General features: G+C 71.0%; 22 protein-coding genes. 12 read left to right on the top strand and 10 right to left on the bottom strand.

Annotated features, from left to right (window positions below; genetic code table 11):
• Positions 1-72 precede the first annotated feature (72 nt).
• Positions 73-1,104, bottom strand: coding sequence for a M14 family zinc carboxypeptidase (locus tag AMYNI_RS0106010; protein ID WP_020667082.1), 1,032 nt, complete (start codon positions 1,102-1,104; stop codon positions 73-75).
• 264 nt (positions 1,105-1,368) lie between these two features.
• Here AMYNI_RS0106010 and AMYNI_RS0106005 point away from each other — a divergent pair, with 264 nt between their 5' ends.
• Positions 1,369-1,845 carry a hypothetical protein gene (locus AMYNI_RS0106005; protein ID WP_020667081.1) on the top strand — a complete coding sequence of 159 codons (477 nt, stop codon included), beginning with the start codon at positions 1,369-1,371 and terminating at the stop codon, positions 1,843-1,845.
• Between the two features lie 8 nt (positions 1,846-1,853).
• On the opposite strand, the gene AMYNI_RS0106000 is transcribed toward AMYNI_RS0106005, so the two are convergent.
• The 3 genes from AMYNI_RS0106000 to AMYNI_RS0105990 form a co-directional block, all read right to left on the bottom strand.
• A complete protein-coding gene (locus tag AMYNI_RS0106000) occupies positions 1,854-3,050 on the bottom strand; it encodes an FAD-dependent oxidoreductase (protein WP_020667080.1) in 1,197 nt (398 codons plus the stop codon).
• Between the two features lie 150 nt (positions 3,051-3,200).
• A complete protein-coding gene (locus AMYNI_RS43705; RefSeq protein WP_245573882.1) occupies positions 3,201-4,055 on the bottom strand; it encodes a serine hydrolase in 855 nt (284 codons plus the stop codon).
• Positions 4,056-4,075: 20 nt separating this feature from the next.
• The gene (locus tag AMYNI_RS0105990; protein WP_020667078.1) at positions 4,076-4,978 is read right to left on the bottom strand and encodes a LysR family transcriptional regulator; all 903 of its coding nucleotides are present in this window, start codon (positions 4,976-4,978) and stop codon (positions 4,076-4,078) included.
• 82 nt (positions 4,979-5,060) lie between these two features.
• Here AMYNI_RS0105990 and AMYNI_RS0105985 point away from each other — a divergent pair, with 82 nt between their 5' ends.
• Positions 5,061-6,023 (top strand): threonine ammonia-lyase, encoded by a 963-nt coding sequence (locus AMYNI_RS0105985; RefSeq protein ID WP_020667077.1) that lies wholly within the window; start codon positions 5,061-5,063, stop codon positions 6,021-6,023.
• Positions 6,024-6,069: 46 nt separating this feature from the next.
• Here the strand turns inward: AMYNI_RS0105985 and AMYNI_RS0105980 are convergent, their stop codons facing one another.
• Positions 6,070-8,337, bottom strand: a complete 2,268-nt coding sequence (locus AMYNI_RS0105980) for an ATP-binding cassette domain-containing protein (RefSeq protein ID WP_020667076.1) — start codon at positions 8,335-8,337, stop codon at positions 6,070-6,072.
• Positions 8,338-8,418: 81 nt separating this feature from the next.
• Here AMYNI_RS0105980 and AMYNI_RS0105975 point away from each other — a divergent pair, with 81 nt between their 5' ends.
• The 5 genes from AMYNI_RS0105975 (at position 8,419) to yhjD (ending at position 14,050) form a co-directional block, all read left to right on the top strand.
• Positions 8,419-8,838: a MarR family winged helix-turn-helix transcriptional regulator gene (locus tag AMYNI_RS0105975; RefSeq protein WP_020667075.1), complete on the top strand. Its 420-nt coding sequence runs from the start codon at positions 8,419-8,421 to the stop codon at positions 8,836-8,838.
• A gap of 90 nt (positions 8,839-8,928) precedes the next feature.
• Positions 8,929-9,693 carry a 3-hydroxybutyrate dehydrogenase gene (locus tag AMYNI_RS0105970; RefSeq protein ID WP_040405548.1) on the top strand — a complete coding sequence of 255 codons (765 nt, stop codon included), beginning with the start codon at positions 8,929-8,931 and terminating at the stop codon, positions 9,691-9,693.
• A gap of 33 nt (positions 9,694-9,726) precedes the next feature.
• Positions 9,727-11,088, top strand: a complete 1,362-nt coding sequence (locus tag AMYNI_RS0105965) for an MFS transporter (RefSeq protein WP_020667073.1) — start codon at positions 9,727-9,729, stop codon at positions 11,086-11,088.
• 15 nt (positions 11,089-11,103) lie between these two features.
• Positions 11,104-12,978 carry a helix-turn-helix domain-containing protein gene (locus tag AMYNI_RS0105960; protein ID WP_020667072.1) on the top strand — a complete coding sequence of 625 codons (1,875 nt, stop codon included), beginning with the start codon at positions 11,104-11,106 and terminating at the stop codon, positions 12,976-12,978.
• 52 nt (positions 12,979-13,030) lie between these two features.
• Positions 13,031-14,050: an inner membrane protein YhjD gene (gene yhjD / locus AMYNI_RS0105955; RefSeq protein ID WP_020667071.1), complete on the top strand. Its 1,020-nt coding sequence runs from the start codon at positions 13,031-13,033 to the stop codon at positions 14,048-14,050.
• 63 nt (positions 14,051-14,113) lie between these two features.
• Here yhjD and AMYNI_RS0105950 read toward each other — a convergent pair whose 3' ends face one another.
• The 4 genes from AMYNI_RS0105950 to AMYNI_RS0105935 all read right to left on the bottom strand — a co-directional run bounded on the left by AMYNI_RS0105950 (position 14,114) and on the right by AMYNI_RS0105935 (position 19,208).
• Positions 14,114-15,169: a Gfo/Idh/MocA family protein gene (locus AMYNI_RS0105950; protein WP_020667070.1), complete on the bottom strand. Its 1,056-nt coding sequence runs from the start codon at positions 15,167-15,169 to the stop codon at positions 14,114-14,116.
• Complete coding sequence (locus AMYNI_RS0105945; RefSeq protein WP_020667069.1) at positions 15,166-16,164, bottom strand: LLM class flavin-dependent oxidoreductase; 999 nt, start codon at positions 16,162-16,164, stop codon at positions 15,166-15,168. Before AMYNI_RS0105945 ends, AMYNI_RS0105950 begins: the two co-directional genes overlap by 4 nt.
• Before the next feature lie 75 nt (positions 16,165-16,239).
• Complete coding sequence (locus AMYNI_RS43700) at positions 16,240-18,399, bottom strand: putative bifunctional diguanylate cyclase/phosphodiesterase (protein WP_020667068.1); 2,160 nt, start codon at positions 18,397-18,399, stop codon at positions 16,240-16,242.
• On the bottom strand, positions 18,396-19,208 hold the full coding sequence (locus tag AMYNI_RS0105935) for an SAM-dependent methyltransferase (RefSeq protein ID WP_020667067.1): 813 nt from the start codon (positions 19,206-19,208) through the stop codon (positions 18,396-18,398). Before AMYNI_RS0105935 ends, AMYNI_RS43700 begins: the two co-directional genes overlap by 4 nt.
• Before the next feature lie 228 nt (positions 19,209-19,436).
• On the opposite strand from AMYNI_RS0105935, the gene AMYNI_RS0105930 reads away from it, so the two are divergent.
• Positions 19,437-20,993, top strand: coding sequence for a choice-of-anchor A family protein (locus AMYNI_RS0105930; protein ID WP_020667066.1), 1,557 nt, complete (start codon positions 19,437-19,439; stop codon positions 20,991-20,993).
• Positions 20,994-21,045: 52 nt separating this feature from the next.
• On the opposite strand, the gene AMYNI_RS0105925 is transcribed toward AMYNI_RS0105930, so the two are convergent.
• Positions 21,046-21,468, bottom strand: a complete 423-nt coding sequence (locus tag AMYNI_RS0105925; RefSeq protein ID WP_211225459.1) for a nuclear transport factor 2 family protein — start codon at positions 21,466-21,468, stop codon at positions 21,046-21,048.
• A 199-nt stretch (positions 21,469-21,667) separates the two neighbouring features.
• Here AMYNI_RS0105925 and AMYNI_RS0105920 point away from each other — a divergent pair, with 199 nt between their 5' ends.
• Genes AMYNI_RS0105920 through AMYNI_RS49990 form a run of 4 tightly spaced genes read left to right on the top strand, consistent with a single transcriptional unit; the run spans position 21,668 to position 23,666 of the window.
• Entirely contained in the window at positions 21,668-22,198 is a 531-nt protein-coding gene (locus AMYNI_RS0105920; protein WP_040406547.1) for a hypothetical protein, read from the top strand.
• 27 nt (positions 22,199-22,225) lie between these two features.
• A complete protein-coding gene (locus AMYNI_RS0105915) occupies positions 22,226-22,486 on the top strand; it encodes a hypothetical protein (RefSeq protein ID WP_020667063.1) in 261 nt (86 codons plus the stop codon).
• Complete coding sequence (locus AMYNI_RS0105910; RefSeq protein ID WP_020667062.1) at positions 22,483-23,223, top strand: metallophosphoesterase family protein; 741 nt, start codon at positions 22,483-22,485, stop codon at positions 23,221-23,223. Before AMYNI_RS0105915 ends, AMYNI_RS0105910 begins: the two co-directional genes overlap by 4 nt.
• Positions 23,214-23,666, top strand: a complete 453-nt coding sequence (locus AMYNI_RS49990; protein ID WP_020667061.1) for a BNR-4 repeat-containing protein — start codon at positions 23,214-23,216, stop codon at positions 23,664-23,666. Before AMYNI_RS0105910 ends, AMYNI_RS49990 begins: the two co-directional genes overlap by 10 nt.
• Positions 23,667-23,902: the final 236 nt, after the last annotated feature.

Raw genomic sequence — 23,902 nt, 5'->3', positions numbered from 1 at the left:
GCCCAACGTGACGTTTGGTGTCTTCTATTGGCCAAACGTCACGTTGGGCTCGAACCTCGGCGGGTGGTCGGCTCAGTCGGTGAGCGCGGCTGCGTTGGTGGTGACGGTGGTGGGCTCGCCGCGTGGCGGGATCTGGTCGGCCAGTGCCGGGTCGATCTCGCGCAGCGAACCGTCCGCGGCGGTTTCCGCGATGGCCAGCATGGACGCCTGCGCGCCGCGGATCTGGGCCGGCTCCTGACCGGGGTCGACGTCGCTCAGCTCGACCAGCACGCTGCCGCTGCCGAGCAGGCCGTAGCCGTTGCGGGCGATGCCCTGGTAGTTCCCGCCGGGATACTGCGAGACGTTGCCGCCGGCGGCGTTGAGGGAATCCTTGGCCACCACCGAGATCTGCTTGGCGAAGGCGACGTTCTCTCGGGTGACGCCGGGGTGCGTCGGCCACAGCACGGAGGCGGTGATGGGCTTGCCCTCGTCGTCCCGGTAGCGGCCCTGCATGTGGTAGTCGACCACTATGCTCGGCTTGAACTTCGCGTTGTGCCGCTGGAGCAGGCCGGACTCGGTGCTCGGGTTGTCCTCCGGACGCACCGCCGGATCGTGGTAGCGGTTGATGTCGTAGCCCTTGCCGCGCTCGCCGTACTCGGGGTCGGCGTCCGGCGCGTAGTTGTACCGCCAGTCGTGCTCGAAGCCGTCCGGGTTGGCGCGCACCACGATGTCCACGGTGACCTGGCTGCGCAGCCGGCGCTGCTCGGCGCTGTTCCCGGTGCCGAGTTCGCGGAGGAACTCCAGCGCCGCCGGGGTGCCGAGCGGTTCGTCGCCGTGCTGCTGGGTGAGGTAGGAGATGCGCAGCGGACCGTGCCCGACGCGTGCGCTCCAGACCGGGCGGCCCTGGTTGGAGCGGCCGATCTCCCGCACCGAAACCCGGCCGAGGCTGAGCAGTTGCAGCTTGTGCAGTTCCCAGGCGAGTTTCGCGGTGCTGGGCCGCGGGTCGACCTTCCCGGCCGTCGAGCCCTCGGCCGCCGTCGCGGGCGCGACCAGTGCGAGTGCGGTGATGGCGGTGGCGGCCGTGAACGCGGACAGGACCCTGGTGAACCGCGATTTCCCCGTCATGACGGCAGTCTGCCCGCCTTACCTGCAGTGGGCAAGGATCGCCAGTTGTAGCCCGTTCGGACTAGAAGACCGCTGAGTGGCTGCTCTAAGTAATTGCATTGTTGCTTGATCGCGCATTCGGGGAGGCGCTACCTTGTCCATTCGGCTGAAGCAGCTGCCGGCAGGACCGGCCGATCGTGCCGACAGAGTGGTTGGCAAGATACGGGCTCTTGTTCGACGCCGGCAGGACGGAGCAATGTGAGTACGCGTACCCAGACCGCGCAAATGGACGACCTCCGGCTCGTGGCGATGCCCAGTGCGATGAACTGCGCTGCGCTCTTCGTCCGGTTCACCCTCACCGAATGGTCGCTGAAGCCACTGGCCGAGCATGCCGTTCAGGTGGTCAGCCGGTTCGTGAAGGCGGTGGTGGACGCCGCCGACCCGAAGAGACCGGCCTTCATGACCTTGCGCCTGCGGGTGCGCGGGGACTGCCTGATGATCGAGCTCGAGGACGACCAGCCCGGCCGTCCGCTGGTCGACCTTGCCGGCGAGCACACCGGCGTGGTGCAGCTCGACGGCCGCGGCAAGCTGGTCTGGTGCGAGCTGCCGCTGCCTTCTGGGGTGTCCGCGGACGAGGTGGCACTGCCCCGCCGCGGTGCCCGCCGCTCGCTGGTCGAGGAGCAGTTGGGCAACGGCCCGCAGGCCGAGGTGGATCCCGCCGTGCTGCGCCGCATCCTCACCGGTCTCACCGGCTCCTCCTGAGCCCGGACTCAGTCGGGGAGCGGGTTCTGGCCGAGGAACTGGTGGCCGTTGGCGGCTGACGCGCGGACCGCGTCGAAGCCGATCTCGGTCATCTCGGTCTCGTAAGCCTGTAGCGCCGGCACGACCGGCTTGCCATCGGCGACCTCGGCCAGTGCCGCGGCCAGCGCGCTCGCGTCCCGCAGCGCGATGTTCGCGCCGATCCCGCCCGCCGGGCTCATCGCGTGGATGGCGTCGCCGAGCAGCGTGACGTTCGTGGTCGGCCACGGCTCGATCGGCACGCTGGTGCGCAGCGCGAGCGGGAACACCGAGTCGAGGTCCCAGTGCTCGACGATCCGCCGCACCTGGGGATGCCAGTCGCCGAGCACGTCGGCCACCAGCGCCTTGGCCCGGGTACCGGAGAGCGTGCGCAGTTCCTCGTCGGAGATCGGCAGGTGTTCCGCGCGGGCACCGAAGGCGCAGGTCATGTAGTCCGCCGCGGCGGGTAAAGCCACCGAAGGGGCCAGCCGGGCGGCGGCCCGCTCCACCGGCTCCGGGTACTCCACCGGTGCGACGCCGAGGAAGTTGAAGTTCGGCCCGACGATACCGGTGAACACGGTGAACATGTCTTCGGAGAACAGCTCCCTGGTCCGCGCGGTGAGCTGGACCTTGCCGTAGAGCTGGCGCAGGCCGGTGTCCACCACCCGCGCGTGCGGCAGATATTGCTTGCGCACCAGCGAGTTCACCCCGTCCGCGGCGACCAGTACGGCCCCTGTGGCGGTGCTGCCGTCAGCGAAGTGCGCGGTCACTGTGTCTTCACCGCCGCTTTCACCGTGCACTTCGTAGTGGGTGAACCGCTTGCCGAACGAGACCGCGTCCGCCACGTCCGAGAGCAGGATCCGGCGCAGGGTCAGCCGATTCACCGCGAGATGCGGCGAACCGGGCAGCTCCACCGAATGCACCTGGCGCAACTGGTGGTTGAACCAGGTCGACCGCGGCTCCGGCGTGCCAGAGGTGGCCCGGAAAAGCCGGTGCGCCGCCGGGCTCAGCGTCTCGGCGAGCGCGCGGTCGCCGCGGGCGTCGATGTGGATCCGGTAGCCCTGCCCGCGGATGACCGGCGATTCGTCCCGTTCGTACACCGCGAACGAAACCCCCGCGCGGCGCAGTCCCTGCGCCAGGCAGAGCCCGCCGAGCCCGGCGCCGATCACGATCACCTGTGCGTCGACCATCGTCAACTGTCCCTTCCCACGACAACAACGGAAAGGGACGCACAGGTCTCACCGCGAAGGTGTGCTGTCGAGCGCGGGGCGCCATCCGGACTAACCCATACCGGACCGTGTCTTCGCGCGTCCTCGGAATTCAGGCTAGCAAAGATCGGGTCAGCGGAAGTAGCCCTGGAACAAGATCGCGCTGATCTTCGTCGTGGTCTCCTTGCCGACCTCGAAACCGTTCTCAACCACCTGGGTGTTGCTCATGATCGCGACGCTGAACCGTTCCTCCGGGCCGACGAAACCCACCGAGTTCATGATCCAGGAGCCGTCGTCGTTGTCGTCGGCCCAGCCGTTCTTGTTGCCCGGCGCCGCGGCCGGGCCGGCGCCCCAGACGCCCCACTGCTGGTTCGGGTCCACCGCCCGCAGCTCGCCGACCAGGTAGTCGCGGTGCGCGGCGGGCAGCTTGCCCAGCACGTGGTTCATCAGCCGGTCCAGATCGTCCGGGGTGGTCAGGATCCAGCCCCAGGTGTGCGGGTGCTCGTCGGTGAACCGCATGTCCGTCATACCGTAGGACGGGAAGCGGGTGGCGAAGTCCTCGCCGCCGTACCGGTTCCACAGCGTGGTCGCCGCGTCGTTGTCGCTGGAGTTGAGCATCAGGTGGATCAGCCGGCGGTCCTCGTCGGTCAGCCGGACCGCGCCGGAGTCGTTGCGCAGCAGCAGGTCCACCGCCATCGCCAGCTTCGGCACGGAACATCCCCATGCGTGCGTGGCCGCGTTCGCGTTGCGCCACACCGCACCCGTCCGCCGGTCGCGGACCACGACGCCGGTCACGCCGGGCCGGCTTTCCGCGTAGGCCTGTGCCGCCGCGATGCGGCGCCGGAGCTCCCGGTCGAAGCCGCTGCTCATCTGGTCCTCCACAATTGCCGCGGCAGCGGACGGCGCGGGTCGCGCCTGTGCCGCCGGCACGATCAACGTGAAAGTCAACGCCGCGACACCCACCACACTCGCCAGTACACGCGCCATGCGCCAGACCCTAGCGCGGTTCAGCGCGGCCATGCCCCGGTCGGGCCGGTCGCTTCGAGCGCCTTGACGAGCGCCTGCACCGGCAGGGGTGCCGGTGGTCGGCCGTAGTTCGCGACCAGCACGCGCCGGCGTTTCCCGGGGATCCGGTCGATCCGTACGTCCGGGTTGCGGCTCGCGGTCAGCGCCAGCCCGGACAGCATGCTGACCCCGAGTCCGGCCGCGACCAGCGCCTGCACCGCCACGTAGTCGTCGGTCTCGAACCTGATCTCCGGGCTGAACCCGGCCGCCGCGCAGGCTGCCACCAGGTTCGCCCGGCAGCGGGTGCAGCCGGCGATCCAGCGCTCGCCGGCGTAGGTGGCCAGTTTCGAGCGCGGCCCCCGCCAGTCGCGATCGGCGGGGGTGACCAGGTAGAGCGGTTCCTCCAGCAACGGGACCAGGGTGGTGTGCCGGAGATCGGCCGGTTCCGTCGCGCGGTGCTCGAAGACCAGCGCGACGTCCACTTCGCCGTTGCGGAGCGCGGTCATGGCGGTCGGCGGTTCGGCCTCGGTGAGGGAGAGTTCGATGCCGGGGTGCTCGGCCGCCAGATGCGCCGCGGCCGCCGGCACCAGGGTGGCCAGCGCCGACGGGAACGCGGCGAGTCGGACCCGGCCGGTGCGCAGCCCGGCGTGCGCGGCGAGTTCGGTGTGCACCGACTCCACGTGCCCGAGGATCTCCTCGGCGCGTTCGGCCAGCAGCCTGCCCGCTTCGGTGAGCCGGACGCCCCGGCCGGCCCGCTGCACCAGCGGCACGCCGGCCTCGGCCTCCAGCCTGGCCAGGTGGTGGCTCACCGAAGGCTGGGCGTAGTGCAGCGCCTCGGCGGCCGCCGTCACCGAGCCCTCCTTGGCCACGGCCGCCAGCACGCGGAGGCGGGTGAGGTCGAACATCCGGCAAAGCATAGATCGCGCCTATGCAAATGGCGAAAAGCTGTATTGGACCTATACGTCTCCGGGTGCCACCGTGAGCGGCATGAGCCTTCCCACGATCACCGACGCGCTGCTGGCCTGTCGCCTGCTGGCCGCCGAGCTGACCCCGACCCCGCTGCGGTCCTACCCGCTGCTCGACCGCGCCACCGGGGCGACCGTGCTGGTCAAGCACGAGAACGTGCAGCCGACCGGCGCGTTCAAGGTCCGCGGCGGGCTCAACCTGCTGGCCGGGATGACCCCGGACGAGCGCCGCCGCGGGGTGCTCGGCTACTCCACCGGCAACCACGCGCAGTCGCTGGCCTACGCGGCCGCGCGGTTCGGCAGCCCTTGCACGATCGTGATGCCGGAGCACCCCAACCCCGCCAAGGCCGCGGCCGTGCGCGCGCTCGGCGCCGAGCTGATCGAGTACGGCGCCGCCTTCGACCAGGCCAGGGCGTACGCCGGGAAGCTGGCCGTCGAGCGGGGCGCGCGGCTGGTCAGCGCCGCCGACGAACCGGCGCTGGTGGCCGGGGTGGCCACCGCGTACTTGGAGATCTTCGAGCGGGAGCCCGAGTTGGACGCGGTGGTAGTGCCGGTCGGCGGGGGCAGCGGCGCGGCCGCGGCGTGTCTCGCCGCTGCGGCGGTGGCGCCGGGCTGCCGGGTCATCGCCGTGCAGTCCGCCGCGGCACCGGCCGCGCACGACTCCTGGCGAGCCGGCCGGCTGCTGGAAAGGCCGAACGAGACCGTGGTCGAAGGGCTGGCCACCGGTTCCGGCTTCGAACTCACCCAGCGGCTGCTCCGCGCGCATCTCGCGGATTTCCTGCTGGTCGAGGACGAGGCCATTCGCGAGGCGCAGTGGGTCGCCCTGCGCGACGCGCACACGCTCGTCGAAGGCGCCGGCGCGGCCGCACTCGCCGCCGTCCTCACGCACGCTTCTTCCTTTGCGTCGCAACGGGTCGCCATCGTGTTCACCGGCGCCAACGCCTCCGTCACCGAACTCCGCGCCACCGTTCGCGACATGTCGTGAAGGGCACCTTGCCTACCTTCAACGTAGGCAAGGTGCCCTTCACGGACTAGCCGGGGAGGGAGGCGCGGAGGTGGGTGGCGGTGTGGGAACCGGTGGCGTGCAAGAGATCCGACGGGGTGCCCTGGAAGACGACCTGGCCGCCGTCGCGGCCGGCTTCGGGGCCGAGGTCGATCACCCAGTCGGCGTGCTTGACCACGTCCAGGTCGTGTTCCACCACCAGCACCGTGTTGCCGCCGTCCACCAGCCGGTCCAGCAGCGCGAGCAGGACGTCGATGTCGGCCATGTGCAGGCCGGTGGTCGGCTCGTCGAACACGTAGATCCCGGCCGTCTCGCCCAGCCGGTGCGCGAGCTTGATCCGCTGCCGCTCGCCGCCGGACAGGGTGCTCAGCGGCTGCCCGAGGGTGAGGTAGCCGAGCCCGACTTCGTCCAGTGTGGACAGCTTGCGCAGCACGGACCGTTCGGTGAAGTAGCCGAGCGCCTCCTCGACGGTCAGCGCTAGTACGTCCACAATGGACTTTCCATCGAGCCGGTAGGCCAGTACCTCCTCGCGGAAGCGGCGGCCGTGGCAGAGCTCGCAGGTGGTGGTGACCGGGTCGAGGTAGGCGAGGTCGGTCCGCAGCACGCCGTGGCCGCCGCATTCCGGGCAGCCGCCGGCCGAGTTGAAGCTGAACAGCCCGGCGTCCACCCCGTTGGCACTGGCGAACAGCTTGCGCACGGTGTCCATGATGTCGGTGTAGGTCGCCGGGGTGGAACGCGAGCTGGTGCCGATCGCGGACTGGTCGACCACGGTCGCGCCGGGGTGCTGCTGGGTGAACACGTTCGAGATCAGCGTGCTCTTGCCGGAACCCGCCACCCCGGTGACCGCGGTGAGCACGCCGGTCGGGATGTCCAGCGAGACGTTCTTCAGGTTGTGCAGGTCGGCGTCCCGGATGGGCAGTGCGCCGGTCGGGGTGCGGTAGTCGCCCTTCAGCGCGGGCACTTGCCGGAGGCGTTGCCCGGTCAGCGTGTCGGACTCGCGCAGGCCGGCGACGGTGCCCTCGAAGACCACCTCGCCGCCGTGGCCGCCGGCGCCGGGCCCGAGGTCGACCACCCGGTCGGCGATCCCGATCACGTCCCGGTCGTGCTCCACTACCAGCACGGTGTTTCCCTTGTCCCGCAACGCGAGCAGCAGCTCGTTGAGCCGGTGCACGTCGCGCGGGTGCAGGCCGACGCTTGGCTCGTCGAAGATGTAGGTCAGGCCGGTGAGGCTGCTGCCGAGGTGCCGCACGGTCTTCAGCCGCTGCCCTTCACCGCCGGACAGCGTCGAGGTCTCCCGGTCCAGGCTGAGGTAGGAAAGGCCGACGTCCTCGATCCGGCGCAGGGCGGCGAGCGCGGCTTCGGCCACCGGTTTCGCCACCTCGTCGTCGATCCGCTCCAGCTCGGGGATCAGCTCGCCGACCTCCATCGCCGAGTAGTCCGCGATGGTCCGCCCGCCGATCTTCGAGCGCAGCGCCGCCTGGTTGAGGCGCGCGCCGTGGCAGACCGGGCACGGCCCCTGGTGCACCACCCGCTCGGCGGCCCGGCGCTCCTTCTCGCCGAGCGCGTCGAACAGCTCGCGTTTGAGGTAGCGGCGGGTGAACCTGGTGACGACGCCTTCGTACTCGTTCTTGTAGATTCCGTTGCGGCCCCGGCGGTCCACCTTGAACCCGCCGCCGTGCAGCAGCAGCTCGCGTTCCTCCGCGGTGAACTCGCGCAGCGGCTTGTCCGGGTCGAACAGGCCCGACTCGGCGTAGAGCTGCCACTGGAAGGTGCCGACCGCGAAGGACGGGAAGTCGATCGCGCCCTCGTTCAGCGACCTGTCCTCGTGCAGCAGCTTCGCCAGGTCGAGGCGGACCGTGCGGCCGAGCCCCTCGCATTCGCCGCACATGCCCTGCGGGTGGTTGAACGAGTACACAGTGGACGGTCCGGCGACGGGTTTCCCGTGCCGGGAGAAAAGCACCCGCAGGATGGAGTGGATCTCGGTCATGGTGCCCACGGTGGAGCGCGAGTTCCCGCCGACCGGTTTCTGGTCCACCACCACCGCGGTGGACAGGTTTTCGATCGACTCCGCCCGCGGGGCTTCGTACTTGGGCAGCCGGTTCCGGATGAACCAGCTGAAAGTCTCGTTGAGCTGGCGCTGCGACTCCACCGCGATGGTGCCGAACACGATCGAGGACTTGCCGGAACCGGAGACCCCGGTGAACACGGTGAGCCGGTCCTTGGGGATGCGCAGGGAGACGTTCTTCAGGTTGTGCTCGTGTGCGCCCTTCAGGACTATCGAGTCCAGCGGAGTCATGCCCGTACCTCCATAATGGTTTCCCCTTGGAAACTATCTGGCCAGGGCGAGCTGGTGCAACCCGGGTGTCATACTTGCCCCATGGCAACCAAGGCGGAGCTGGAGGACGCGCTGTCGATGCTGCAGTGCGTGCTGGTCGCCCGGCGCACCAGGATGAACCCCGAGCAGGTCACCTGGCAGCAGTACGACCTGCTGGAGACGCTCCGGATCCGCGGCCCGATGGCCCCGTCGCGGCTGAGCGACGCGTTGGGCATCTCCCGGCAGTCCACCTCGAAGGCGTTGCGGGTGCTCAAGGATCGCGCGCTGGTCGGCCAGGCCGCGGCCGGCGCGGACCGGCGCACGCACACCATGTCGCTCACCGAGGCGGGCGAGGAGTTCCTGACCCGTGCCGCGCACAGCCGCCGCGAAGCCGCCGACCTCGCCGCGTCGGTGCTCACGCCAGGGGAGCAGCACCTGTTCGCCGAACTCTGCGACAAGGTCGCCGCCGCGCTCAACGACTAGCCGGGTGGTGCGAGGCGCCACCCGCTCGCGGCATCTTGTGGCCGTCGGGCACATGGTCCGCCGCCGTGGCCGCGCTTAACGTCGTCGCCTGTGACTCCGAGAAGTGACCTCGATGGCAGGGTCGCCCTGGTGACCGGGGCCGGCAGCGGGATCGGCGCGGCCTGCGCCATGGCGCTCGCCGAGGCGGGCGCCAAGGTGCACGTGCTGGACCGCGACCGTGCCTCGGCCGAAGCGGTGGCGGACCAGGTCGGCGGCTGGGCGCATCCGGTCGACCTCGTCGATCTCGCCGAGTCCACTGTTCTGGACCGGTTGCCGGCCGAGCTGGACATCCTGGTGAACAACGCCGGTTTCCAGCACGTCGCCGCGTTGCCCGAGTTCGAGCCGGAGCGGTTCACGCGGATGCAGCAGGTGATGGTCACCGCGCCCTTCCTGCTGATCCGCCGGTGCCTGCCGTACATGTACACCCGCGGCTGGGGTCGGATCGTGAACGTGTCCAGCGTGCACGGTCTGCGCGCCAGCCCGTTCAAAGCCGGGTATGTCGCCGCGAAGCACGCCCTCGAAGGGCTCTCGAAGGTCGCCGCGCTGGAGGGGGCCGAACACGGGGTGACCAGCAACTGCGTCAGTCCTGGCTATGTCCGCACCCCGTTGGTGACCGGCCAGGTCGAAGCGCAGGCACTGGCGCACGGGCTGGACGCGGAGCAGGTGCTCGAACAGGTCCTGCTCGCCCGCGCGGCGATCAAGCGGCTGGTCGAACCCGAAGACGTGGCCGCGCTGGTGCGGTGGCTGTGCGGTCCGCGGGCCGGGCAGCTCACCGGCGCGTCGCTGCCGGTGGACGGCGGCTGGACCGCCGCCTGAAGTTTCTCCGACCCCGCAAAGACCCACGAAGGAGTGGTGATCGTTGTGTCCTCCCCGCCCGTCCCCGGCCGCCGGTCGATCGTGAAAGTGGTCGGTGCCAGCCTGATCGGCACCACCGTCGAGTGGTACGACTTCTTCCTCTACACCTCGGCCGCGGCGCTGGTGTTCAACAAGCTGTTCTTCCCGAACACCGACCCGCTGACCGGCACGCTGCTGTCCTTCACCACCTACGCGATCGGTTTCCTGGCAAGGCCGCTCGGCGGGCTGGTGTTCGGCCACTTCGGCGACCGGATCGGGCGGAAGAAGCTGCTCGTGCTCAGCCTGCTGCTGATGGGCGGCTCGACCTTCGCGATGGGACTGCTGCCGACCTACGCCGCGGTCGGCGCCGTTGCGCCGCTGCTGCTCACCCTGCTGCGCCTGGTGCAGGGTTTCGCGCTCGGCGGCGAATGGGGCGGTGCGGTGCTGATCGTCTCCGAGCACGGCGACGACCGGCGGCGCGGATTCTGGGCGTCCTGGCCGCAGTGCGGTGCGCCCGGCGGGAACCTGCTGGCCACCGCGGTGCTGGCGGTACTGGCCGCCACCCAGACCGACGCCGCGTTCATGTCCTGGGGCTGGCGGGTGCCGTTCCTGCTCTCCGGGGTGCTGGTGGGGATCGGGCTGTGGATCCGGCTCGCGGTCAGCGAGTCGCCGGTGTTCCTCGCTGCCAGGCAGCGGGCCGAGCGCCGCGGCGAGGGCAGGCATCTGCCGGTGCTGGAGGTGTTCCGCTCGCACTGGCGGCAGGTGCTGATCACCATCGGCGCGCGGATGGCGGAGAACGTGTCGTACTACGTGCTCACCGCGTTCATCCTGGTCTACGTCACCGGCCCGCTCGAACTGCCGAAGTCGGCCGGGCTGAACGCGGTGCTGATCGGTTCGGCGGTGCACTTCGTCAGCATTCCGCTGTGGGGCGCGCTTTCGGACCGGGTCGGCCGAAAGCCGGTGTACCTGTTCGGCGCGATCGCGATGGCGGGCTGGAGTTTCGCGTTCTTCGCGTTGCTGGACACCAGGTCCGCGCCGGTGATCGTGCTGGCCGCGACCGTCGGACTGGTGCTGCACGGCGCGATGTACGGGCCGCAGGCCGCGTTCTTCACCGAGCAGTTCGGCACCAGGGTCCGTTACACCGGGATGTCGATCGGCGGCCAGCTGTCCTCGATCGCGGCCGGCGCGCTGGCCCCGCTGGTGGCCGTGGCGCTGTTCCGCAGCTTCGGCGGGACGGTCGCGGTGTCGCTGTACGTGGTCGGCATGTGCGTGCTGACCGTGGCCGCGCTGTTGTGCGCCAAGGAGACCCGCGGCCTTTCACTGGAAGCCGAGCATGACGAGCCTGCCGGGCAGGCACCAGCGGTCGCGCGCCGGTAGTGACAGGATGCGCTCGTGTCCGACCAGGCTGCTGAGATCCGACGGCTGCTCGAACTGCTCGCCGACGGCGCGAGCGGCGAGCGGCTGGCGGAGGTGGCGGTCACCGCCCGCGCGCGCGGCGAGGCAGGCGCCGAGCTGGGTCCGGCCACCGAGCTGGCGCTGCGGATCCGGCGCACCCTCGTCGGGCATCGGCGGCGCGAGGCGGAGCTGACCGCGCTCTTCGACACCGCGAGCGACCTGGCCCGCCAGCGCGACCCGGACGCGGTGCTGCGCTCGATCGTGCGGCGGTCGCGGCTGCTGCTCGGCGTGGACGTCTCGTACCTGAGCCTGAACGACGAGGCGGCGGGCACCACCTACATGCGGGTGACCGACGGGTCGGTGTCGGCGCTGTTCCAGGACCTCAAGCTGGGCATGGGGGAGGGCCTCGGCGGGCTGGTCGCGCAGACCGCCAGGCCGTACGCGACCCCGGACTACTTCCGCGACGAGCGGTTCGCGCACACCCGGACGATCGACACCGCGGTCCGCGACGAGGGGCTCACCGCGATCCTCGGTGTGCCGCTGGCAATCGGCAGCGAGGTGATCGGCGTGCTGTACGCGTCGAACCGCGCGGCGCGGGAGTTCTCCCCGGAAGAGGTCGCACTGCTGTCCTCCCTCGCCGACCACGCGGCCATCGCGCTGGACAACGCCCGGCTGCTGGACGAGACCCGGCGCGCGCTGGCCGGGCTGAACGCGGCGAACGAGACGATCAGCGCGCACAACGAGGCCATGCACCACGCCGAGAACGCGCACGACCAGCTGATGGACCTGGTGCTGCGCGGCGGGGACGTGCCGGAGGTCGCGGCCGCGGTGGCTTCGGTGCTGCACGGCGGGATCGCGCTGTACGACGCGGACGGTCACGAGCTGGCGCACACCGGACGGGTGCCGTTGGCGCCGTCGGAGGAGGACGTCGCCGCCTCCCGCCGCACCGGCCGCGCGGTGCGCACCGCGCGGCCGGGACCGTCCAATTCGGACACTTGGGTGTGCGCGGTGCGGGCGGGGCAGGACCTGCTCGGCAGCCTGGTGCTGACCGGACGGGCCGAGCTGGCCGACGCGGATCGGCGGTTGTTCGAACGGGCCGCTGTGGTGGCCGCGCTGCTGCTGATGCGGCGCCGGTCGGTGGCCAGCGCCGAGGACGAGGTGCGCGGCGAGCTGCTCACCGACCTGCTGACCGCGCCGGGGCGCAACCCGGACGCGCTGATCGCGCGCGGGCACCGGCTCGGCGTCGACCTCGGCGCGCCGCAGGCGGTGCTGGTCGCGCACGCGGAGCGGGTGCCGAGACGGCGGCTGGCGATGGCCGCGGCGCGCTACGGCGGCCTGGTCGGGGTGCACGCCGAGGAGGTGGTACTGCTGGCGGGCGCCGACGCGGTGGACGAGCTGGCCGCCACGGTGGCCGCCGAGCTCGGCACGGCCGTGGACTGCCCGGTGACGGTGGGCGCGGCCGGTCCGGTCACCGGCCCCGCCGCACTGGCCGAAGCCCACGCCGAGGCGGCGAAGTGCGTCCGCGCGCTGCTCGCGCTAGGCCGCGCCGGCGAGGGCGCTTCGATGGCCGGGCTCGGTTTCGTCGGCCAGCTCCTCGGCGACCGGGCCGACCTCGCCGGGTACCTGCGCGCGACACTCGGCCCGGTGCTGGACTACGACGCCCGCCGCGGCACCGCGCTGGTGGACACCCTGCGCGCCTACTTCTCCTGTGGCGCCAACCTGACCAGGGCCAAGGACGTGCTGCACGTGCACGTGAACACCGTGGTGCAGCGGCTGGACCGGATCGGCTCGCTGCTCGGCGCGGACTGGCAGGAACCCGAGCGGGCGCTGGAGCTGCAACTCGCGATCAAGCTGCACCGGCTCCAGCGCTGACGATCGCCCGGTCCGCTGACCGTGCGGGCGCGTGACCAGGTAGACATGCCAGGTGAACAGCTTCGCAGAGCGCGGCAAGGGGCGGTGGCGCCGGCTCCGCGGCCGGTACCGGTGGCTCGACCATCTGGTGCGCGCGGTGGACCGGTACGTCGACCACCACGGCTACCACTTCGTCGGCTCGATCACCTACTTCAGCCTGCTCTCCCTGGTGCCGGTGCTGATGGTGGCGTTCTCGGTGGCCGGGTTCGTGTTGGCCGGCCAGCCGAAGGTGCTCGGCGAGCTGCTGGAGTGGATCACGCACGCGGTGCCGGGGCCGCTCGGGCAGAGCGTGCGCGGGCTGCTGGAGCACTTCGTCGAGCAGCGGACCCAGGTCGGCGTGTTCGGCGTGCTGATCGGCCTGTACTCCGGCTGGAACTGGATGAACGCGCTGCGGGACGCACTAACCGCGATGTGGGACCAGAACCGCACCGGCCTGTCGCTGCTGCGGACCGTGCCCAAGGATCTGCTCGCGCTGCTCGGGCTTGGCGCGGCACTGCTGGTCACCTTCGCGCTGACCGCGTCCAGCGGCGTGCTCGGCGACTACTTGCTGCGCGTGCTGGAGCTGGACCAAACCGGCTGGGGGAAGGTCGCGATCGGTGTCGCGTCGGTGCCCCTCGCACTGTTCGCCGACTGGCTGGTATTTCTCTGGGTGCTCACCCGGCTGCCGCGCGACCCGGTGGGTATCCGCAGCGCGATGCGCGGGGCGGTGGCCGCCGCGATCGGGTTCGAGCTGCTCAAACAGGCCGGTAGCTTCTACCTGCGGCTGATCGGCGACTCACCGACCGGGGCCGCCTTCGGCTCGGTGATCGGCCTGATGGTCTTCATCTCCCTGGTGTCGCGGCTGCTGGTGTTCATCACCGCGTGGACGGCGACCGCGCGCGACGCGCCGGCCACCGCGCTGCCGCCGCCCGCCCCGGTGGTCATCCGCGCGGGCCCTGGCCGCCACCGCGACCCGCTCGTGCCGGCCACCGTCGGCGCACTCGCCGGCATCACCGCCACCCTGCTCTTCCACCGCCACCGACGCCGTGAGTGACGTCGTGAGTGACGGTGTTTATGCGGGACACCCGCACCCGAGGTGTTGCTGGGACAACACTTTTCACTCACGACCGGGCTCGATGGCTTCGGCGAGGCGAAGGGCGGCGACGCCGTCGGCGAAGGTGGGCAGGTCTTCGGCTTTGCCGCCGGAGATGGCTACGGCGAGCTGACGCAGCATCCTGGCCAGGGGATAGGTGGGCGCGTCCGGGGCGAACTCACCGACATCGGGGGGATCGGACGCGATCTCCCGCATCGGCTCGCCGCCGAGCGCACCGCGCAGGGTGACCGGGAAGTGCCCGGTGTGCCCCTGCGCGGTGGCCACCAGCCTGCCGGCCGAACCGTGCGCGGTCAGCCGCCAGCCGTCGCCGTCCTGCGCGACCCAGGACGTGTGCAGCGAGCACAGCGCACCGTCGCCGACGGTCGCGGTGAGCACCGAGCTGTCCGCACTGGTCGCCGGGACCGGCCCGTCCTCGCCAGGCCAGTACGGGCGGCGCGTCGCCACCGTCCCGGCCACTCCGGCGAACTCGCCGAAGATCCAGCGGATCAGGTCCGCGGTGTGCAGCCCGTGTACCCGCAGCGAGCTGGCGCCGTTGGCGGCGTCGGCGCACCAGCCGGCCGCGCGAATCGCCTCCGGGCGGGTGAAGGTGGGGTAGTACGCGCTCGCCTGGACGTTCTCCACCCGCCCGAGCCGTCCTTCGCGCACCAGCCCCCGCAGCCGCGAAATCCCCGGCGAGAACCTGGACTGCATCCCGGTCACCGCGAGCACCCCGGCTTTTTCCGCCGCCTGAGCCATTTCCTCGCCCTCGGCCACGGTCATCGCCAGCGGCGCTTCGCACAGCACGTGCTTGCCCGCTTCGATCGCGGCGAGCGCCATTTCGCGGTGCAGCCGGGGCCGGGTCGCCACCACCACCAGCTCCACGTCGGGGTCGCGGCAGAGCCGCTGGTAGCCCTCGACCGGCCGCGCCACGCCGAACCGCTCGGCCGCGGCGTCGGCGGTGGCCGCCCGGCTGGTCGCCACCGCGACCACCTCGAACCCGGGCAGCCCGGTCAGCACCGGCAGGTGGCTGTTCGCGGCATAGGCGGCGCCGATGACGCCGACCCGGACCGGGCGATTCACGACCGGAACTCGGGGATCACCTCGCGGCCGAACAGTTCCATCGCGGCCTGCACCTTCGGCAGCTCGGGCCCGGTGGGGTAGCGGAAGATCAACAGGAAGTCGTCCACCCCGGCCTCGTCCTGGTAGCGCTTGAGGGACCGCGCGCACTCGTCCGGCGTGCCGATCACGAACCGGTCCTCGCACAGCGCGTCCAGGGTGATCTCGTCGGCCTTCGTGACCTCGGGCATGTCGCCGATCGCGCCGTACTCCCATAGCGTCCTGGCCATCGCCACCGCGGTGTCCCCGAAGTCGCGCACGGCCTCTTCGCGGGTGGGTGCGGTCCAGCAGAAGCGGATCGCGGTCACCTTGCTTTCCCGGCCCGCCGCCTTCGCCGCCGACCGGTAGGCATCGGCCATGCCGCGCATGGTGTCCACCGAGATCAGCGCGTTGCTGATCCAGCCGTCGCCGAGCCGTCCGGCGCGTTCCAGGCCACCCGCCGACCAGGCGGCGAGGTGCAGCTCCGGGTTCTCCTGCCGCGGTTTCGGCTGTACGCAGACATCTTCGAAGCGGTAGGTGTCCCCGGCGAAGGAGAACCGGTCTTCGGTCCAGGCCTGCCGGATGATCCGCACGGTCTCGTCGAAGCGCTGCACCCGCCCGGCCCATGGCACGCCGACGGTCTGGAAGTCCTCCGGCAGGTAGCCGGCGCCGAGCCCGAGGAACAGCCGGCCGCCGGAGAGCTGGTCCAGCATCGCCGCGTCCTGGGCCAGTTCGACCGGGTTGTACAGCGGCGCGATGGCGATGCTGGTACCCACCCGCACCCGCTCGGTGCGTGCCGCGATCGCGTAGGCGAGGTGCAGCGGGGAACCGAAGTACTCGTCGGAGTACTTGTGCTCGGTGGTCAGCGCGGCGTCGAAACCCAGCCTGTCCGCGGTTTCGGCCTGGTGCAGGATTTCGGTCAGCACCTGGTGCGGATCACCGGAGATCTGGCCCTGGGTGAACAGGATTCCGAAGCCCACTTGCGGTATTCCCTTCCTCGGATGAATGGTTCGGGATGGTTTCGAGATGGTGCAGTTTGCCGCAAGGAGGGCGATCTAGGGACCGCCCAGCCGGGTACGGATGCCTTCGGCGTCCAGCGACGCCCCGAACCGCGGCCCCTGCGCGACGTCCACGCCGATCTCGCGCAGCCAGCTCGCCTGCGCCTCGGTGGTCACGCCGCCCGCGGTCACCGCGATCCCGCGCGGCTGCACCAGTTTCACCAGGTGCGTCACCGCCCGCGCGGACATGGAGCGCACATTCGGCGCCGGGCCGAGCCGCCGCAGCACGTCGTCGGCCAGCACCACCCCGCGCACCAGCAACTGGCCGTCCAGCACGTGCAGGTCGGTGAAGCTGGCGCCGAAACCGTGCAGCAGGGTCGGCACGCCCAGCTCGGCGAGTACGTGCAGGTGCTCCTCGGCGTCGCTGTGCGGCCTGGCCACGTCCGCCACCGGCAGGCCGATCCGCAGCCGGGTGAGGTCGATGCCGGTCTGGTCCACCACCCTGGTGATCGCGCCGACCAGGTCGGTGTCGTTGGCCTGGCGCGGGGTCAGGTTGACCACCATGGCCGGCGCTTTCGGCCCGAGCTCGGTGGCCCACCGGCCGGCCTGCGCGCAGGCCACCTCCAGCAGCCAGGTGCCCAGGGTGACGGCCAGGTTGGTCTGCTCGGCCAGCGCGATGCACTGGTCGTGCTCCTGCCTGCCCAGCTCGCAGTGCGGCCAGGCGACCCTGGCCTCGGTACCGGTCACCTGCCCGTCGGCGAGGCGCACCAGCGGCTGGAACACCAGGTCGATCTCGCCGGTCTCCACCGCGCCGGGCATGGTCGCGGCCAGCCGGGAGATCGCGCGCTCGCGGGCGTCCTCGTGCACGTCGAACATGCCCCACTGCACCTTGTCCCTGGACCGCAGGCGGCGCAGCGTGGTTTCGGACTCGCGCAGCAGCTCCTCCACCGAGGTCTCGCCGGCGTGCCGCCGCACGATGCCGATGCTGGCCGACACCGCCAGGCCCTGTCCTCCGACGTAGACCGGCTCCTCCAGCACTTCGTTGATCCGGCGGACCAGGCCGAGCACGTCCGGATCGCCCTGCTGGTGCGAAACCAGCACCACGAACTCGTCGCCGCCGACCCGCGCCACCAGCGACTGGTCCCCTGGCACCAGGTCCTGCAGGCGCTTGGCCACGATGCGCAGCATGGTGTCACCGGCGTCGCGGCCGAGCCCGTTGTTGATCAGACCGATGCCGTCCAGGTCGAGATGGCACAGGGTGAGCTGCTCGCCGGGCGCGGACCGTTCCAGCATCGACTGGAGCCTGCTGGTGAGGAACTGCCGGTTCGGCAGCTGGGTCAGCGCGTCGTAGAGCGACTGCCGCTTGAAGGTCTCCTTGAGCAGGTACAGGTCGGTGACGTTGTCGATCATGGTCAGGAAGTGCGCCGGCGAGCCGTCGAAGTCGCGCAGCACCGAGATGGACACGCTGCCCCAGACCGGTTCCTCGTCCTTGCCGACCAGCTGCGCCTGCCAGCGGGCGCGTTCGATGGTGCCGGCGAGCACCGCGTCGTAGCGCTCCCGCACATCGGTGGTCTCGTTCTCGTGGAACAGCTCGAACACCTGGCGGCCGAGCAGATCGGACCGCGAGTAGCCGAGCATCTCCCGCGCGGAGGAGTTGTTCTGGCCGATCTCGCCGTCCAGGTCGCTGATCAGGATGCCGACCGCGGAGGCGGTGAACACCTCGCGGAACCGCGCCTCGCTGACCCGGAGCCCGCGCTCCACCTCGTCCTTGGCCCTGATCAGCGCGCGGCTGATGGCCTCCTGCTTGACCAGGGTGCGTTGGCGCACCGCGTCCACATAGCCGGCGGCCACCTCGCCCAGCACCGCCACCACGCGCTCCCAGGCCCGTTTCGTCAGCTTGACCCGCGGGTTCGCCGGCAGCGCTTCGCCGAGCAGCACCACACTTCGCCGCAGGGCCTGCTCGCCGATCACGTTCAGCCGCACCAGCTGTTCGCCGGAACGGGCGGCCGGGGTCGCGTCGAACGGCTCGGCCAGCAGCGCGTCCACCATCAGCTCGAGCAGCTTGGCCAGCTCGTCGAGCACGTGCTGGTGCGGAAACGGCACATCCGAGGTGGCAGCGGCGACCAGCGCCCATTCGGTCGCTGTCGCCGCCCGCCAGTCCGCGTCGGGCCCGGCGGGTTCACCGCCCGGTGTGTCTGGATCCGGCGCCTGGCTCACGATCTGCGGCCGAGTCCCGCGTAGATCACCGAGTCCTCGGGATGCTCGCCGACGTGACCGGGGGTCTCCGGGCGCCATTCCGGGGTCCAGACCACTCCGGGGTCGATCAGGTCGAAACCGGTGAACAGCTCCCGCACCTGCTCCTTGGTCCTGGTGGTGACCGGGTTGGAGCTGCCCCGGTACAGATCGACCAGCTGATGGATCTGCTCGGCGTAGACGTCGTCGGTGACATGGGAGATCGCCAGGTGGCTGCCGGGGGCGAGCCGCTTCTGGTACTGGGAGATGATGTCCAGCGGCCGGTCCGAGTCGGGGATGAAGTGCAGGATGGCCACCATCAGCACCGCGATCGGCTGGTCGAAGTCGAGCAGCCGGGTGGTCTCCTCGCCGTCGCACACCTCGTCCGGCTCACGCAGGTCGGCGCGCACGATGGTGGCGTTCTCGTTGCCTTCGAGCAGCAGCTGGGCGTGCGCCACCGCGACCGGCTCGTTGTCCACGTAGACGACCCGGCTGTCCGGGTCGAGCTGCTGGGCGATCTCGTGCACATTGCCCACGGTCGGGGTGCCGGAGCCGATGTCGAGGAACTGCCGGACCCCGGCGTCCATGCAGTACCGCACCGCGCGCCGGAGGAACGCGCGGTTGTGCCGCGCCGTGTCGTGCACCCAGGGAATCGCGGCGCGGACCTGCTCGGCCAGTACCCGGTCCACTTCGAAGTTGCTGTCCCCGCCGAGGTAATAGTCATAGACGCGGGCGGCGCTCGGACGCTCGATGTCGATCCCGAGCCGCAGCCACTTGTCACGCTCGTCCACCACTGGCTCCATCACTCGGTCGGGTAGTTCAGGTCGGGGAGGCACGCGGTGCTCCACTGTAACGAAACGGTCGCGGTGCGGCATCGGGTGCCAGGCGGCAGTTGCGTTCTTCCTGTTCATGGCGCGGCAGACGGACGCGTGGGTGACACCTGATCGGGCGGTGACGTTGAGCTGACCGCGCCGCCCCGGGCGCGCCGGGGGACGCTGATTCCCGTGCGTGGACCTCGGACGATGCTGGTTTCTGCCTGGGTGGCCTTGTGCACCGGGACCGCCGCGGTGCTGATCGGCCTTGCCCAGCCGGGCAGCGCGGCACCGCTGCCGAACGGGCTAGGCCCCTGCGTGCCGGGGGACTGCCCCGACCCGTACCCGCCCATCCACAACGGCGGGTTCGCCGGACGGGACAACGCGGTCAACGTCTTCGTGGGCGGTGACTACCTGGTCCGCGGCCGGGCGGCCGAGGCGGAGGGCCGGGTGGTCACGCTCGGCACCTTCGACCAGGCCAAGGACCAGGGCGTCTCGTCGGTGTACAACATCGGCATCGTCGGGGTCGGTTCGCGGGTGCCGCCGCCGGACGGCGCCGACTTCCTGACCACCGGTGGTGCGGTCTCGGTGACCCCGGGCCAGCGGCTGATCGCCGAGGGCGGGGTGGTCCGGCACGCCGGCCCGCTCAGCGGCACCGTGGTGGGCACGGACGTCGCCGACCCGGACGCGGCCGCGCCCTATGCGGGCTGGCGCGACAGCCTTTCCACGGCCAGCCAGTGCTACGCGAAGGGCACCGCCACCGGGACCGCGGTCAACGAGGGCTACCAGACCACCTTCACCGGGGACGGCCGCTCGGCCCTGCAGGTGTTCAATGTGGACTTCGACATCGTCGGCCGCGGCGGCGGTATGCAGGGCATCGTGTTCCAGGGCATTCCGGCGGGGGCGACCGTGCTGGTCAACCTGACCGGCGGCGCCAGGACCATCAACACCTACACCGGAGACCCCGGCGACACCGACCCGCTGAACGCGCTGCGGGAGCGGCTGCTGTGGAACTTCCCGGATGCCGGCCGGGTCAACCTGACCGGCGGCGCGCAGTTCCAGGGCAGCGTGCTGGTCGGCAACCCCGGCAGCACCACCACGGTGAGCCTGCCCGGGGTGAACGGCCGGTTCTTCAGCACCGGCTCGCTGGTGCACACGTCACCGCCCACCGGCGGGGGAGGGCAGGAGTTCCACGCCTACCCCTTCGACGGCGACCTGCCCGACTGCAACGGCCCCACCCCGACCACCACACCCACCGAGCCGACCACCACCGAACCCACGACCACGACCACCGAACCGACCACCACGACGACCCAACCGACGACGACCGAGCCGACGACCACTGAACCGACGACCACTACGACCGAGCCGACCACCACCGAACCCACGACCACCGAACCGACCACCACCACGACCCAACCGACCACTACTGAGCCGACCACCACCCCCACTGTGCCTACGACGGAGCCGACGACCACGGAGCCGACGACGACCGCGCCCACGGTCACCACCACCGAGCCCACCAGCACCGGGCCGGGCACGAGCACCAGCCGGACCAGTACCGCGAGCAAAACCCCTTCCGCCACCACGGTTTCCAGCACTGCAGGCACCTCGGACGCGGCAGGGCCGGCCAGCTCCACGGCGGGTCCCGGCGGCGGCAAGCTCGCGCAGACCGGCTCCGAACTCGGCAGGCTGACCGGCTTCGGCGGCCTGCTGCTCCTGCTCGGCGCCGCGCTCCTGCTGCTCGCCCGACGGGCTCGTGAGTGAAAAGTGTTCCTGGGGCAACACTTTTCACTCACGACCGCACGCACGAGGTCGGTCAGGCGGAGAGCACCTCGGTGACGGCGGCGGGATCGAAGTAGTACGGCCGGAACTCGGTGACGAGCCCGTCCCGCACGGTGTTCAGCTGCAGGAGCGTGGTCTCCAGCTCCCGGCCGCTGCCGCGGGCGCAGAAGCGCACCCGGAGGAACATCGCGACCTGCCCGTCGTCGACGACCTGACGCTGCTCCAGGAACTCCATCGACTCCCACGCGTCGCTCATCGCGCCGAGGAACCGCTCCATCCCGTCGTGGCCGCGCCAGGTCCCGCCGTAGGGCAGGCCGGGCGCGGAGTACAGCACGATGCCGGGGTCTAGGTACTGGGCGACCTCGCCGAAGTCGGCCTTGCCGCTGCCGCCCGCGGCCACATACCTCCGTTCGGCGACGTAGAACTTCTCCAGCACGGCCACGGCTTCCTGACTCAACTTCGTTCCCTCCCCGGGTGACGTCCGTTCCGGCACGAGTCAACCCCGCCGCCGCGCGCGGCACCGGCGGGATCCGGACGTCGCGTTCGGAGGGTTCGGGTGCGGGAGGGCGGGTACCCGACGAACACGCAGTCGACGCACCTTCGGGCAGGGAGTGGCCGTGATCGACGGACAGGACGTGCAGCCTTCGGCCGGGGACATGCTGCCCACCGTGGTCCAGGTGGTCAACACGCTGCACCACGGCGGTATCCGGTTCGCGCTGGCCGGCGGCTGGGCGGTGTACGCCAGGGGCGGGCCGCCGTCCGAGCACGACGTGGACGTGCTGCTGAAGGAGTCCGATGTGGTCGCGGCCGCCGGCGCGCTGGTCGGCGCCGGGATGACGCCGGTGGAACCGCCGGAGGACTGGCTGACGAAGGTGTACGACGGAGACGTCCTGGTCGACCTGATCTTCCGGCCGAACCACCGGCCGGTCACCGACGCGCTGCTGGACCGGGCCGAGCAGCTCCGGGTCGGTCCGGCGGTGGCGCCGGTGGTCACCGGCACCGACCTGCTGGTGGACAAGCTGCTGGTGTTCGACGCGCACCGCTGCGACTTCACCCCGATGCTGGCCATCGCCAAGCAGCTGCGGGAGCAGGTGGACTGGGCCCAGGTCCGCGCGCAGACCGCGGAGTCGCCTTACGCCAGGGCTTTTCTCGGCCTGCTCGACGAGCTCGGGGTGATCGACGAGTAGGGAACGTCTCGTGAGGAGGGTGAGGACATGACCGGACAGCACGACGTACCCCAGTACCGGGCGGCCGAGCTCCGACGGGCGCTGGCCGAGGACGCCCGCACGGTCGAGCTCGGAATCCGGGTGTTCGTGCGGGGCCGGCAGGTGCACCTGTGCGGTGAGGTGGCGACCGAGGGGCGGCGGGCGGCGCTGGCCGAGGTGCTGCACGAGCTCGCGCCGGATCTGCTGGTGCGCAACGACGTGCGGGTGATGTCGGCGGAGGCGCCGGCCGGCCGGGAGGAGCTCCGGTGATCAGGATCGCTGCGGTCGGGGACATCCATCTCGGTGCGGACGCGCGGGGCCTGCTCCGGCCCGCCCTGGACTGGCTCGGTGCGCAGGCGGACGTGCTGCTGCTGGCCGGGGACCTGACCCGGCACGGGAGCGTGGCCGAAGCCGAGGTGGTGGTCGACGAGTTCGCCGCGCTGGACGTCCCGGTGCTCGCCGTGCTCGGCAACCACGACTACCACTCGGACGCGGCGGGGGAGATCACCGGCATGCTCGAAGCCGGTGGGATCCGGGTGCTGGAAGGCGAAGCCACCACGTTGGAGGTCGGCGGGCACCGGCTCGGCGTCGCGGGGGTGAAGGGCTTCGGCGGCGGGTTCGCCGGGAAATGCGCCAGTGCGTTCGGCGAGCGCGTGATGAAGGACTTCGTCGAGCACACCGCCGACGTCTCCGCCAGGCTCGCCGAAGCACTGTCCGGTTTGGACGCCGACGCGATCGTGGCGCTGACCCACTACGCCCCGGTGCCGGACACGCTGCGGGGCGAGCCGCCGGAGATCTACCCGTTCCTGGGCTCCTATCTGCTCGGTGAGGCGATCGACCAGGCCGACGCGGACCTGGCGCTGCACGGGCACGCGCACTTCGGCTGCGAACAGGGCGTCACGCCGGGCGGGGTGCGGGTCCGCAACGTCGCCCAGCCGGTGATCGGGGCCGCGTACCGGGTGTACTGCCTCGAGCCGGTGAGCCACTCCCGACGTTCATGTATCTGAACATCGTTGACACTGTTCCGCTCCTCGCGCTGGCCCTGCTCAGCCCCGTTGTGCCGGCCGCCGCGAGCGCGGAGACGGCGGCCGGGTTCTCGGTGCTGACCCCGGCCACCTCGGTCGCGTCCCGCACCGACCGGCGTCCGATGGCGGGCGGTGTCTACGATCCGGCCGCCGACACCACCTTCATCTCGTGGTCCGGCCAGGCCGCGGACAGTTACGTGCAGGGCTACCACCACGGCAGGCGGACCTGGAGCGAGCCGCGGAAGGTGGCCGGCGGTGAGTCGGACCCGCACAACTACCCGACCCTGGTGCTGGCCGCGGACGGGCACCGGCTCGTCTTCCGCGGTATGCACAACAGTCGGACTGTGGTCAGCCGCGCACCGCTGGCCCATTCGCTGGACTGCACCTGGACCGAAACGGCGCGGCCACCGACTTCCGCCCGCTGAAGTACATCCTGTCCAAGGACAACGGCCGGACCTGGCGGAACTCCGTGCAGCTGACCGGCGAGGAGTTCGCGCTCGGATCGGATGCCCGCGCCGACCCTCCAGGTGGGCACGCTGCCTGGCGGGAAGCCGTTCGTCACCTGGTTCCAGTTCGACGCGGCCGGTACTCCGCGCGACTTCGTGTCGGTGTGGGACGGGCGGAGCTGGCGGGCCGAGCAGGTGGCCACCGGCCTGCGGCT

Source organism: Amycolatopsis nigrescens CSC17Ta-90 (assembly GCF_000384315.1).
Taxonomy (GTDB): Bacteria; Actinomycetota; Actinomycetes; order Mycobacteriales; family Pseudonocardiaceae; genus Amycolatopsis; species Amycolatopsis nigrescens.
Note: the sequence above shows the minus strand (reverse complement) of the source record. Positions and strands in the feature narration are given on the sequence as shown.